The 13,444-nt window shown below is 40.6% G+C and carries 13 protein-coding genes; 7 read left to right on the top strand and 6 right to left on the bottom strand.

The annotated features are described in order from the left end of the window. Positions 1 to 72 precede the first annotated feature (72 nt). A complete protein-coding gene (locus SLU01_RS10225) occupies positions 73 to 2,145 on the top strand; it encodes a S9 family peptidase (RefSeq protein ID WP_147057943.1) in 2,073 nt (690 codons plus the stop codon). An 88-nt stretch (positions 2,146 to 2,233) separates the two neighbouring features. Here the strand turns inward: SLU01_RS10225 and SLU01_RS10220 are convergent, their stop codons facing one another. Both SLU01_RS10220 and SLU01_RS10215 read right to left on the bottom strand, forming a co-directional pair. Then, positions 2,234 to 2,842 carry a TetR/AcrR family transcriptional regulator gene (locus tag SLU01_RS10220; RefSeq protein WP_147057941.1) on the bottom strand — a complete coding sequence of 203 codons (609 nt, stop codon included), beginning with the start codon at positions 2,840 to 2,842 and terminating at the stop codon, positions 2,234 to 2,236. Beyond that, on the bottom strand, positions 2,839 to 3,525 hold the full coding sequence (locus tag SLU01_RS10215; RefSeq protein WP_147057937.1) for a YqeB family protein: 687 nt from the start codon (positions 3,523 to 3,525) through the stop codon (positions 2,839 to 2,841). The genes SLU01_RS10220 and SLU01_RS10215 overlap by 4 nt, the downstream gene beginning before the upstream one ends. A gap of 214 nt (positions 3,526 to 3,739) precedes the next feature. Here SLU01_RS10215 and SLU01_RS10210 point away from each other — a divergent pair, with 214 nt between their 5' ends. Both SLU01_RS10210 and SLU01_RS10205 read left to right on the top strand, forming a co-directional pair. Further along, positions 3,740 to 4,060, top strand: a complete 321-nt coding sequence (locus SLU01_RS10210) for a hypothetical protein (RefSeq protein WP_147057935.1) — start codon at positions 3,740 to 3,742, stop codon at positions 4,058 to 4,060. A 60-nt stretch (positions 4,061 to 4,120) separates the two neighbouring features. After that, entirely contained in the window at positions 4,121 to 4,594 is a 474-nt protein-coding gene (locus tag SLU01_RS10205) for a spore coat protein (RefSeq protein ID WP_147057933.1), read from the top strand. 146 nt (positions 4,595 to 4,740) lie between these two features. Here SLU01_RS10205 and SLU01_RS10200 read toward each other — a convergent pair whose 3' ends face one another. The 3 genes from SLU01_RS10200 to SLU01_RS10190 all read right to left on the bottom strand — a co-directional run bounded on the left by SLU01_RS10200 (position 4,741) and on the right by SLU01_RS10190 (position 8,754). Next, positions 4,741 to 5,421 carry a hypothetical protein gene (locus SLU01_RS10200; RefSeq protein WP_147057931.1) on the bottom strand — a complete coding sequence of 227 codons (681 nt, stop codon included), beginning with the start codon at positions 5,419 to 5,421 and terminating at the stop codon, positions 4,741 to 4,743. A gap of 39 nt (positions 5,422 to 5,460) precedes the next feature. Beyond that, positions 5,461 to 6,972: a BCCT family transporter gene (locus SLU01_RS10195; protein WP_147057929.1), complete on the bottom strand. Its 1,512-nt coding sequence runs from the start codon at positions 6,970 to 6,972 to the stop codon at positions 5,461 to 5,463. 243 nt (positions 6,973 to 7,215) lie between these two features. Further along, the gene (locus tag SLU01_RS10190) at positions 7,216 to 8,754 is read right to left on the bottom strand and encodes a bifunctional metallophosphatase/5'-nucleotidase (protein ID WP_246110952.1); all 1,539 of its coding nucleotides are present in this window, start codon (positions 8,752 to 8,754) and stop codon (positions 7,216 to 7,218) included. Positions 8,755 to 8,884: 130 nt separating this feature from the next. Here SLU01_RS10190 and SLU01_RS10185 point away from each other — a divergent pair, with 130 nt between their 5' ends. The 4 genes from SLU01_RS10185 to phnE (SLU01_RS10170) all read left to right on the top strand — a co-directional run bounded on the left by SLU01_RS10185 (position 8,885) and on the right by phnE (SLU01_RS10170) (position 12,378). Beyond that, positions 8,885 to 9,925 (top strand): phosphate/phosphite/phosphonate ABC transporter substrate-binding protein, encoded by a 1,041-nt coding sequence (locus SLU01_RS10185; RefSeq protein WP_147057925.1) that lies wholly within the window; start codon positions 8,885 to 8,887, stop codon positions 9,923 to 9,925. A 67-nt stretch (positions 9,926 to 9,992) separates the two neighbouring features. Further along, positions 9,993 to 10,754: a phosphonate ABC transporter ATP-binding protein gene (gene phnC, locus SLU01_RS10180; RefSeq protein ID WP_147057923.1), complete on the top strand. Its 762-nt coding sequence runs from the start codon at positions 9,993 to 9,995 to the stop codon at positions 10,752 to 10,754. 2 nt (positions 10,755 to 10,756) lie between these two features. Then, on the top strand, positions 10,757 to 11,560 hold the full coding sequence (gene phnE / locus SLU01_RS10175; protein WP_147057921.1) for a phosphonate ABC transporter, permease protein PhnE: 804 nt from the start codon (positions 10,757 to 10,759) through the stop codon (positions 11,558 to 11,560). 11 nt (positions 11,561 to 11,571) lie between these two features. Beyond that, the gene (phnE, locus tag SLU01_RS10170; RefSeq protein WP_147057919.1) at positions 11,572 to 12,378 is read left to right on the top strand and encodes a phosphonate ABC transporter, permease protein PhnE; all 807 of its coding nucleotides are present in this window, start codon (positions 11,572 to 11,574) and stop codon (positions 12,376 to 12,378) included. A 64-nt stretch (positions 12,379 to 12,442) separates the two neighbouring features. Here the strand turns inward: phnE (SLU01_RS10170) and SLU01_RS10165 are convergent, their stop codons facing one another. After that, entirely contained in the window at positions 12,443 to 13,339 is an 897-nt protein-coding gene (locus tag SLU01_RS10165; protein WP_147057917.1) for a macrolide 2'-phosphotransferase, read from the bottom strand. Positions 13,340 to 13,444: the final 105 nt, after the last annotated feature.

The following is a 13,444-nucleotide window of genomic DNA, read 5'->3' as shown; positions in this document are numbered from 1 at the left end:
AGGAAAACCATAAAAGAGGATTTCGCGGATCAAGTCACGAAACTAATACATATAACAAAAGGAGGAATTTTAATGAAACTACCCATAGCAAAACGCATTCCTCATCCCCACGAGTTACATGGCGATGTGAGGGAAGACGATTATTATTGGCTGAAGGATCGGGATAACCCAGAAGTCATCCAGTATTTAGAGGAAGAAAATCGGTATTACGATGAAATCATGCGACCATTGCAAGAGCAAACTGAGCAGATTTATGAAAGTATGGTTGACCGTGTTCCCGATTCAGAGATGAAAGTGCCCGTGCAGCATGGACAGTTCTTCTATTATTCCCGCTTGGACAAAAACAAACAATATCCGATTTATGCACGTAAGCAAGCAGCTAGCCGGGCACTTCTGCAAGATGCAACGGAGGAAGTTGTCCTTGACCTGAATGAATTGGCTGAGGAAGACGATTATTTAAGTGTAACCGTACAACATATGAGCACTGATCATAGTCGTCTCGCCTATTTGGAAAACCGCGATGGCACAGATAGGTATACAATTTATATCAAGGATTTGAATACGGGCGAACTTCTGTCCGATCGGGTTCCGAATGTCTATATCTATGGCAGTATGGAGTGGAGCCGGTGCGGCGATTTTATTTTTTACACGACTGTTGATGAGCATCAACGCCCATGTCAATTATGGAGGCATCGTTTAGGCAGTGACGTGGAAAGTGACGAATTGATCTTTGAAGAAAAAGACGATACGTTTACATTATTTATTAGTAAATCGCAAAGCGGGAAATTCATCTTTGTCTATTCAAGTTCGAAAACAACGAGCGAAATCCATATGATTGACACAGATAGTCCGTTATCGCCTTTACAACTAGTCGATGAACGGCGTGACGGAATCTTATATGACGTCGAGCATTGGGAAGATGATCTGCTTATCTTAACGAACGAAGGGGCACTTAACTTCCAACTTCTTCGGTGCCCTCTCAATGACCTCTCTTCCAGAGTGAATGTCGTCGAGTACAACGAAAAGCGTTATCTTCAAGAAATGTATCCATTCCGCGACAAACTGCTCATCGCTGGCCGGGAGAACGGTTTGACGCAAATTTGGGTAGTACATGATGGAGAACTTCAACAAATCAGTTGGGATGAGCCTCTTTACACAGTCGCGGTTTTATCCGAGCAAAGCTATGATACTAATGAAGTATTAATTCAATACGAGTCTTTGCTCACTCCGAAAACAACGTTCGGACTGAATCTGCAAACTGGCGAGAAGCAATGCTTGCAAGTTGCACCTGTCAGCGGTGAATATGATCGTTCCCAATTCCGCCAGGAGCAGTTATGGGCGACAGCCGAAGATGGCGTCAAAGTGCCAATGACCGCTGTCTATCTTGAAGGTGCGCTCGATAATGGGCCTGCGCCGCTAATTCTATATGGATACGGATCGTATGGTTCAAACAGCGACCCGCGTTTTGACCCGTACCGTCTACCACTGCTTGAAAAAGGGATTGTTTTTGTTACCGCACAAGTGCGCGGAGGATCCGAAATGGGGCGAGGTTGGTATGAAGACGGTAAGATGCAAAATAAGCGGAATACGTTTACGGATTTCATCGCCGCTGCAAAGCATCTCATTGACCAAAATTATACATCGCCGACCAAAATGGCTGCACGAGGCGGCAGTGCGGGAGGCTTGCTCGTTGGCGCAGTAGCCAATATGGCCGGAGACTTGTTCAAAGTCATTGTTCCGGCAGTGCCGTTCGTCGATGTTGTAACGACAATGCTCGATACATCTATTCCTCTTACGACCTTGGAGTGGGATGAGTGGGGCGATCCAAGAAAGCAAGAAGACTACTTCTATATGAAATCATACAGCCCTTACGACAATGTAGAGGCGAAAGACTATCCGCATATGTATATTACAACAGGCATTAACGATCCCCGCGTCGGGTACTTTGAGCCCGCCAAATGGGTTGCACGCTTGAGGGCGGTTAAAACAGATAACAACACGCTTGTTATGAAAACAAACATGGGCGCCGGCCATTTCGGTAAGTCAGGCCGTTTCAATCACCTGAAAGAAGCTGCGGAAAGCTATGCTTTCATACTTGATAAGCTTGGTGTTCCTGCAGATGAAAAAGTTTTAAACCATCAATAAAACCAAATTTATGAAAAAACCAGATGAAGGCAGGATTCCCTTCATCTGGTTTCATTTTGTATATCTTCAATGTGCATAGTCACAAGGCTTAGGCCTTTAATGCTTTATTCACAATACGTATAAGTTCAGTGGCGTAAGTTTTCACATCAACTTTCTTTGACAACGCCTGATTGAACATATACTCTCCGACTGCTCCTTGGATCATATTTGCCACAACGTCTATATTACAATCTGCGAATACGCCCTCATTTCTACCCGACAGCAGGATTTTTTGGAGTTCATCCAATAATATATTTTCATCATCGTCACCTAATTTATAATAAGGCGTGTTGTCGGGCGTGCGGGCATTAAAAATAATTTCAACTAACGCAGCATTACGGGCTGGATGGGCATCTTGGTATTCTAAACTTGATTGGATGAAAGCAGCTAGCTTTTCTTGTGTTCCATTTTCACGATAAACCTGTCCCAATATATATGCATTTGTTCTTTCTAATAAATTCATTAATAAATGATTCATTAGATCCTGCTTATCTGTGAAATGATACGAAATAAGCGCAGTGCTAATTCCCGCTCTTTTTGCGATTTGTGCAAGACTTGCCTTGACGTAACCAATCTCGTCTAATGTTTGGATGGTCGCTTCGATTATTTGATCCCTTCTTGCTTCAGAGATAAATGATTGTTGTTTTCCCAGGTTCATTTATCATCACCTCTTACCATGCGTACATACTGTCTTTCATCTTTATCATGAATAACTATTCCTAAATGAGTCAAATCTCTTCGCAACACTTCAGCTTCATCGGACTCCCCTTTCTTCAAAGCACGTTCCCTCACAGACAATAGGGTATTAATATGTGCTGTAAAGTCTGGATGATCATCTACCCACCTGTAATACTGGTTTTCAAAAGGATCTTTGTTCGACCATGAATAGCCATGGTGCGTGAAAGCTTCTTCAACAACCTCTTTTTTTGATTCGCATTCCGCTCGGTAAAGCTCCATCCCATCTAGCCCAAGTATAATAAGTTGCTTGGCTCTCATGAAAACGGTGGCAACATCTTTTTTCTCAAAAATTTCAACTCTGTCTTTAATTAGCAATTTTACATTAAAATCAGAAACAGTCACTTTTAGCGTTTCAGCAAAAGCATACATCGTAAAAAGTATGCCTGCAATTACTCCTATAGCCAGTCCAATAATTGATACCAAAAAGCCATCTAATGACGCCAACCATTGAAAAAGCTTCTCTAGGGGAATAAATGGAATCTTGATAAGCCATCCGGCAATCGTTGGTATAAACCATCCAATTAACGCTCCAATAATTGGAGGAAAAACAATGATAATCACTTTATCGCTTCTAGACAAACCTATTACTGTTTCGTTGTTCAAGTTTCATTTCCCTCTCTATATTAAGATTCTATATATATTGTTTGATTGAGCAGTTATTTGATTGACCGATCAATTAACTTTATCATGTTGTAAAATTTGGTGCAACCGCACGAGATGTCTTTCTCCATAATTTCAATCTGCATGCATAGAGGCCCGGCCAAATGTACTTCGTTGCGAGTATACATATTTGTAAGTGCCAAAGGAGGTGATTTGAGTGGAGGAGAAGATGAGCCGAGAACAATTGAACGGACTTTCAAGCCAGTTAATGGAGCTGTTTGTATCTGATTTATTTACAAAAAACAACGTTGATGTCCAGCAAGCAAAGGAGCGTTTAAGCGAAGAACAGCGGGAGAGTTTGAAACAGACAGTGGAACAATTAAAAGCTCAAGTAGATGGATTTCTGGAATCGAAAGCCGTTTACAAAGTCACAGATTCAGCAGAAAAAACAGTTGGACAGGCGGCACATCCTTTACGGGATGCCATCATTCAGAAGAAAAAAATGAAAGAAATAAAAAAGTACGGACCCAATAGATAGTTTGTCCAACTCAAGATCTTTTCGATACATGTAATAGGAAGAGAGAGGGGGGAAGAAAAAATGGGCTATAATTATTATGCACGTCAACAAGGTCAACAAGGTAGATGGTCTGCCTTAAATCCAACTGCAACACACCCGATGGCTCCTTGTCGAAAAGAAGCTGAAAAATCGGATGCAGCAGCACAAGTCAACTCTGATATTGATCAGCTTTCTAGCGAACTGATCGTCATCCGTGACTCCTGCAATATCACGGTTCACACGACTGATACGCAAATTGCCGCGTCCTTGCAAGCAGCACTCCAAGTGGCCATCGCAATCGTTGTCAATATCTCGATAGCTGATGGTGCAAGAGCAGAGCGAGTAACAACGGAACTACTGGAACGAGCTCAAATCCGACAGACCAACCGTCAAAGACTAATTATCGTCAACTCCCGTGATGTCGAGGTGACAACTGAAGATACAGACGTAGCGATTTCCTTGCAGCTATTGCTACAAATCCTCTTGGCGTTAATCGTCCAATTGGACATCCTGTAAGGCCGAGAGAAAAAGCTCAATAAGATTGACCACCCCCGCGACTCCCTTGTTGGCGGGGGTGGTTGTCTGCAAGGAAACCCCTTTGCCCTAATGTATGCGGTTGCCCCCGTTGTTGTTACGAAATATAACCAACAGCCGTCCACTCACTACCAGCTGCCTTCATATTGATCCTTCACATTTAGCATATAACTCCACTTTTCATTGTCGGTTAATTCGTTCATATCCACTATAAAATTGCTGCCTAAATAAACATTTTCCCCTTGGATGGCAACAACCATTGCCTCCAAGATAGGATTACTGTCATTTTTTTGATAGATATCGCCGATGCTAGGTGTGTATTTCTCTGCTAAATCGACTTCTGCCTGTTGTGATTCCTGGTCCTCAATCATTTTCGCATCCGGATCTTGTAAGTCTATAATCGTCGCGCCTTCTTCAAGTCCAGGCACCATCACCCAGTATTCCTGATGTTTGATACCGTTTGACTGATTACTAATCACGCCATTTCTTTCAACCGAGGATACGATTTCAATGGCGTTGAGATAGTGATGATCCAGCGAATCAGGTTTTGGATTGATCACTAAAATGTAATCGCCCACTTTAGCCTTAACGTCTTTATTAAGTGTATAACGTTTCTGTTTGTGAACAAAACTGTCTAAGTGTTTAGGCTTATAAAAATCAATTTCTTTCGCCATAGCAAGCTGTTGTTTAAAATCCTCCAGGCGAATGAGGTGAATTGATTGTTTAAAAAATGCCTTTACAGAATACACTTTATGCAATTTGTTTTGATAATAAACAAATTGGCCTTTACGAACGTTTACTAACTTCATTTATCATCCCACCTAGTTGTAAATATTGTTGATCCGCAATCACTCGGTTCGTTTGATTGTTTTGTAAAACGATACGACCATAAGAATAAGAATAATGGAAAAAGGAAGTGCTGCGATTATGAGCATATTTTGGAAACCATCAAGCCCACCGGAGTACAAAACAATTGCAGCCATCGCAGAAAGAAGTAGTCCCCAGACAATTTTCACGACGTTTGATGGATTCAGTTTACCTCCTGTACTAAACATACCGAGTACGAATGTGGCTGAATCGGCGGATGTAATGAAAAATATCGCAATCACAACTATCGTCAAAAATGAGAGTATCATACCAATTGGATAATGTTCATACATGCCGAATGTCACTGTTTCTGTAGCCAACCTTGATAGTTGAGCAATGCCGTGTTGTTCTAAATTCAATGCTGATCCACCAAAAACAGCGAAAAAAATGAATGTCACAAGGGTAGGGGCGATTAATACGCCAATTATAAATTGTCTAATTGTACGTCCCTTTGATACACGTGCAATAAACATTCCAACAAATGGTGCCCATGATATCCACCATGCCCAATAAAAGATGGTCCAATCGTTAACCCAATCCCGCTGGGCTTCGTTTACTGGCTTTAAATCGAAACTCATTTGAATAAAGTTACTTATATAATTACCGATTGTCGTTACAAACATATTTGTAATATACATTGTTGGCCCTACGATAAAAAGTCCGAGCAGAAGTACGAATACGAGCCACAAGTTAATCGAACTTAGATATTTGATGCCGTTTCCAATACCAGACCAGGCAGATGCGATGAAAATGACAGTGGCTACAACTAAAATGATCAGTTGAAACCAAAAAGCATTTGGCGCGTTAAATAAAAAGGTTAATCCACTGTTGATTTGAGCCGAGCCAAATCCAAGTGTGGAGGCTACGCCGACCACTGTTGCAAAAATAGCAAGTGTATCGACTAGTTGTCCGACTGAACCACGCATTATTTTTTTGCCAAATAACGGTTCAAGCGTTGCGCTGATTAAACCGGGAGCGCCGACACGGAATTTAAAATAAGCGAAGATCAGCGCGACTACAGCGTATAATCCCCAACCGTGAAATCCCCAATGTAACGAAGTGTATTGAAGAGATTCCAAAATCGCCTGTTCTGAACCCGGGTCCCCGTTTGGCGATTTAATGAAAGCATGGGAGATGGTCTCTGCTGTTGTAAAAAACATAAGTCCGATACCCATACCCGCACTAAATAACATCGCAAACCAAGCAGTCAAACTGAAATCCGGCTCATCATCATCTTTTCCCAACTTAACATGACCAAAACGTGAGAACATCATATATATACAAAAACTGATCAGCGCTACGATAACAAGCGTGTAAAACCAACCGAATTGATTGGAAATAAAATCGGTCACAGATGTGGTAAATGCGTTTAAATGGTCGGGAGCAAGAAATCCCCAAAGCACAATTGCAATACATATAGTGACGGCATACCAAAATACTTTTGTAATATGCAATAAAACTCCCCCATTCTTCACTAAAAATAGAGTGTGCATATTTATCTGTCGCTATTCAAATGACAAAAACATTACAAACAACATCATTCTTACAAACTCGCCCTAATCAATCCCGCCGACGATTGCCTGCGACCTCCAGAACATTTTTACAATAAACACAAAAAAATTCGCCAAACACGCAGCCATACGCATTTGACGAATATCAATAATCTAAAATATATTGGGTCAACCACTACAAACGATAAACCACCTAACCATACCTACTCCCAACTTAACTGGCAGTTACCATACGATTTTCATGTTATCCATCTGTTTCGCGTGAACCGTTCCGTGTTTGACAAGATAATCTGCTATTAGTTCTGTCATATCCGTCTGTATATCTTTTACAACAGGACAATCCCTAAAGTAGTCAAAATTCCCCGCTCCGGTCGCTCTGTAATTGTTCATAACGACTTCATACGTTTCGTCCGCCTGTAAAGGTTGTCCATTATACAACACTTCTACCACACGGTTTCCTTTGGGTTTGCGTAAATCGATTGTATAGTCGACTCCGCTCCAAAGATCATAGTTATACGGCTCTTCTTTCGGTATACGAAAAGCGTCCGAAACTACGGGCTGGCCATCTACTAAAGTAAAATACGTTGCTGATTGTTCAAGCGCTTTAACAATGTATTCACCTTTCACTTTCAATACCTTTAATGTATTCGGAAAGATATAGTTCGTCACGATATCCCGCATCGTTACATTAGGATTGAATCCTTGGCAAATATCATTAAAGATCGCCATGCAGGAAATAGACGTCCCACCGGCTTCATTTTGAACACGGTTAATAAAATCAACATACGGATGGCCATGTAATCTGGCGTGAAAAGGGCTATCAATGATCATATCCCCTTCTATTTTACCGATGCTTTGATCAAGCCAAATCTCCGTTTCATTATGAATAGGTGTTATTAGATCTTTTACCGCATCGTTCAATGGAACATCATTCACATTGATGAGAGACGGTTCAGTTTTTTCTAATGTACCGTTTTCATTTATTGTCAGTTCAATTTTACCTAGGCATACTCCTTTTGTACCCGGCTGCACGATCGCCTTGCCGAATAGATGCTGGGCAATCTCACGATGTTGATGGCCTGTAATTACAACATCTACGCCCTCAATATCCTTACAGATTTTATAGCCTACGTTCTCCCCTGACCTTTCAAGTGTTTCGCCTGTTTCTAGATCACTTTCAAATCCTCCGTGATAGGCAATCATCATAACATCAATTTGATGATTGGCATGTAACCATTCGACTTCTCTTTTTGCAGCTTCAAAAGCATCTTCAAAGACAAGTCCTTCTATTCTGCTAGCATCTTCCCAAATTGGAACGAACTGTGTCGTCACGCCTACAATAGCAATCCTCACGCCATCAATTTCTTTAATAATTGAAGGCTTTGTGAAGAACGTTCCATCCTCCCAACGGATGTTGGCGGCAAGCCACGGATGATTGGATTCTTCAACGACTTTAGTTAGTACAGGCAACCCGAAGTTGAATTCGTGATTCCCAAATACAGCTACATCATAGTTCAGCGCATTCGCCAAACGAATCACTGAATTACTCTCTCCATTTTTAAAACTTTGTTCGTAGTAGGTTAAAGGACTCCCCTGAATGAAATCACCATTTTCTACTAATAAAACGCTGTTACGTTTCCGTTCTTCCTCAATAACTGTTGCAATTTTTCCTAATCCCAATGGTAAATCCAGATCACGAGAAAAGTCAGTTGGCATAATATATCCATGAACATCACTAGTGACTAAAACAGAAATTTTCTTCATGTTGCACCTCAATTTCAGCATTTTACAGATAATACATAATAAATACAATATGAAAAGACGAAATTTTTACTACCCAATTCTAGCAAAACAATTTATACTGGTCTAGTGTGAAAACTTTAGGAGGGTTATTATGAAAAAAATACTTACATTAATGCTTGTATTAGTAATGGGAATTTCCCTTGCTGCATGTGGCTCTGACAAAAATGCCAAGGACGATACAGACGACAAGACAATCGACAAACTTTCCATTGCTTTCGTCCCATCTCGTGACCCTGAAGAAATTATTACAGCAACTGAACCACTTAAAGAACTATTGAAAGCAGAGCTTACTGAACAAGGCTATGACGTCAATAAAGTCGAGATCACAGTAGGAACAAACTATGAAGCTGTTGGTGAAGCACTATCCGCTGGCACTACAGATATCGGTTTAATTCCTGGTGGGACGTATGTGCTTTATGATGATGGTGCGGAAGTCATCTTGACAGCTACGCGCGCAGGTTTAAGTCTTGACTCTGACGATCCTGCTGAATGGAATAAAAACAAGCCGACTGAAAAATCAGAAGTACAAGCAAACTCTTACCGTGCACTTCTAATTGCCGGTCCTTCTGAAAAAGGTCAAGCGCTTGCTGAAAAAGTAAACAACGGTGAAAAATTAACATTTGACGACTTAGACAATGTTAACTGGAATGTTATGTCCTCTTCTTCTCCAGCTGGTTATATTTATCCAGCATTATGGTTAGATGAAAACTTTGGAAAAACGATTACGGACCTGTCTAAAGTCGTTCAAGCAGATTCATACGGAAGTGCATTTGCCCGTCTAGCTACTGGTCAAACAGATGTACTTGTCACTTATGCTGATGCACGTATTGACTTTGAGGACAAGTGGACTTCTGAGTTTGGCCGTTCCACAACAATCTGGGATGAAACAAACGTCATTGGTGTAATGCCTGCAATCTACAATGATACAGTCAGTGTTAGCAAGAACTCCGAGATTATGAATGACGACTTGAAAGCAGCTCTTCAAAAAGCATTTATCAATATCGGTAACTCTGAAGAAGGTAAAGCAGTCATTGCTATTTATAGCCATGACGGTTACCAAGAAGCAAAAGACTCCGATTACGACAATGAACGTAAAGCACAGAAGTTAGTGCAAGAACTTAGTTCTAACTAAATAAATTCAATAAAGAAGGGGACATCTTGTGTGTTCCCTTTTTTAAAGCAAAGGTAGTGTATTCCGCATGATAAAATTCCAAAATGTACAGAAAAAATACGACAATGGCTATGTTGCGTTAAAAGATATCAATTTAACCATTGACCAAGGGGAATATGTTGCAGTCATCGGGCTATCCGGAGCCGGAAAATCCACCCTCCTCCGTTGTGTAAACAGGATGCACGATATTTCAACGGGCTCTTTACTGGTGAATGATGTAGAAGTTTCGAAACTTAAAGGTAGTGAAATTCGAAATCTTCGCAGGGGAATCGGAATGATTTTCCAATCATTTAACCTCGTTAATCGTATTTCCTCATTAAAAAATGTCCTTGTCTCGTTTGTCCCCGATATGCCGATGTGGCGAAAAGTCCTAGGCTTATATACGAAACAGCAAAAAATTGAAGCATTGGAAGCACTGGATCGAATGAATATTTTAGACAAAGCTTTTATCCGTGTCGATCAGCTATCCGGCGGTCAGCAACAACGTGTTGCGTTAGCTCGGACATTAGCTCAAAAACCAAGCATTATCCTGGCGGATGAACCAGTTGCATCACTTGACCCGATAACAGCGAAGCAAGTAATGACAGATTTCCAACGAATCAATAAGGAAATGAATATGACAGTCATTATAAACATTCACCACGTAGATTTAGCGTTGGAATACGCTACACGCATCGTTGGTATTCGAAGTGGTGAAATTGTATATGACGGACCGGCGAGTGAAGTGACGGACGAAATCCTGGATCACATCTATAACGGAAAGCTTGAAGAGGAGCTGACGGGTAATTGAACATGTTAAAAGCAAAATCAATTACATTGCCAAACGGTAAAATTGTTCCTTTTAAACGCTCAAAAGCTCCCTGGATTATTTTGGCTTTACTCATTTGCTTCTATTATTCTGTTCAAATCACTGGTTTTGATTTGCAGATTTTAACGAAACGAATCGGTCAGTTTTGGGTGATTATCGGCGACATGATTCCACCGAACTGGAATTATCTAAATAAACTCTGGCAACCCCTTTTTGACACGATTAAAATGTCGTTATTAGGTTCTTTATTGGGGTCTGTTTTTGCACTGCCGCTTGCCTATTTCGCATCATCTAATATTGGTAAAAATCAATTTGTAGTTACAGCAACCAAATTTATTTTAAGCTTATTGCGCACATTGCCTACACTTGTTGCTGCCTTAATTGCGACGTTTATCTTCGGCATTGGAACAATGGCAGGTACTGTTGCTATTTTTCTCTTTACGATTGCCTATGTCGGGAAGCTTTTGTATGAGCAGATTGAAAACGCAGATTTAAAGGCGTTTGAGGCGATGCAGTCGATGGGTCACTCGACCTTTTCAGCATTTCGATATGCGATAATGCCACAAATCATGCCGAACTATCTCTCGAACTCCATCTTTTGTTTCGAGGGAAATGTACGTTATGCTGCTATCTTAGGATACGTCGGAGCGGGCGGTATCGGCTTATTGCTCAATGAAAGCCTTGGATGGCGGAATTATGCAAATGTCGGGATGATTTTACTTTTACTTGCGGTCGCTGTTTTCATCATTGAAAACGCTAGTGAATACTTACGAAAGAAATTATTGTAAAGGTGGTCACAATGAACACTGTCGAAAAGCAACTTTTAAACGAACCGAAACGTATTGTCCAAAATGTGATCACTGCTGTTATTGTAATCGTCTTTCTCATGTGGTCTTTAACCGCAGTTGATTTATCCAATTTCACTAGCAACGGTGTGGATATTGCCAAGAACATTTTACATGGGATTGTAACTCCCAATACTGATTTACTCTTCACATTCAACACAAATGGTGTCCCTTACTTGCTACTCGAAACAATGGCTATTGCCTTTTTAGGAACGATCGTTGGAGCCATATTGGCAATCCCTCTTGCCTTTTTGTCGGCATCAAACATTGTTCCAAAGCCGATTGCTTTCATCATTCGTTTGCTATTGATTTTCGTCCGTACGATTCCTGCAATTGTATACGGTTTAATGTTTATTCGTGTAACAGGACCGGGTCCTTTTGCCGGAGTTTTGACAATGGCATTAACTTCAATTGGTATGCTTTCCAAGCTATTTGTAGATATCATTGAGGACTTGGAAGTCAATATACTGGAATCACTTGAGTCAATCGGATGTACAACTTTTGAAAAGATTCGATACGGGATCATCCCGCAGTTATCTGCGATGTTCTTGTCAGTTGCCATCTACCGTTTTGATATGAACTTACGTGATGCTGCCATCCTAGGTTTAGTTGGAGCGGGCGGTATCGGTGCTCCATTGATTTTTGCAATGAATGGCTATAAATGGTCTGAGGTTGGTTCCATTTTAATTGGATTGATGGTATTGATCTTACTCATTGAATTTTTCTCAAATAAAATTCGTAATAAGATTGTTAGAGGATAAAGCAGAAGGCCGATCACATTTGATCGGCCTTCTTTGATTTTCCAAAAATCAATAATATATTCTATTAACTTTCACTTTCAAGCATATGTCTTGCTGCCTCTTCCATGTCTTTCAAACCTGATACTTGTGCGTATTCAGCAACAGTGATGCCACTCGTTGTTAATAATTCAACAATATGTTCAGCCATTCTTGGCCAGGTTTTGCCTCCAGCATTATCATAAGCGTCAATTAACTTTTTCAGTCCCTCTTTCTCAAAAAGTAGTTGGTGCGATAAGAAATCTACAGACACATCACCAATCCCCACTTCTGTCCAATCAATTAACCCTTTGACATGATTGTTTTTATCAATAAGGATATGGCCTGGATGCAAATCTCCATGCCTTATCCCTACATGAGACGGCCAAAAAGACTCATCTGCTAGCCATGCTTGCCAGCGGTCCCATAAATTTGGATTGACATGATATTTTTCTTTCACACGGTTCATCCGCTGTTTCATAGAGGCTCTTAACTCATTTGCACTAAGAATTTCAACTCCGATATTTACAAATTCCTGTTGGGGCAGTGAGTGTAACTCTGCCAGTGTTTTTCCTAGTGAGTAATAATATTCGGATGGTGCATTGATTTCGTCAAAGCTCCATATATAGGCTTGTCGTTCAACATCGATTGTTGCAGCAGGAACTCCACTTAATTGTTTATAAGCAATTAAGCCCTCTGAAAAGATAGACCAATCAGGAACTTCAAAGCTGACAAGGTTATTAAGTATATCTAACGCTTTTTTCTCTCGTAGCGCGTGTCGCATCGATTCTTTTTGACGTGGCATTCTTAAAATCCACTTATCACCATTAACATCCTCTGCATGTGCGACTCTAAAATCGACACCCGACTCATTAATTTTTAATGTTTCTTCTACAATATCTAATCCTTCGTGCAGTGCAATTTTTTTAACATCATGTTTGTTCAATCTTAAATTCCTCCATAGTTCTGTATATCTAGTTTGTGGTTTGTAAATAGATGATATACCTTTCTGTTCCATGTACACGAATTTGTTGTCCCTTTTTTATCAGTT

Source organism: Sporosarcina luteola, from assembly GCF_007991495.1.
GTDB classification, from domain to species: Bacteria; Bacillota; Bacilli; order Bacillales_A; family Planococcaceae; genus Sporosarcina; species Sporosarcina luteola.
Note: the sequence above shows the minus strand (reverse complement) of the source record. Positions and strands in the feature narration are given on the sequence as shown.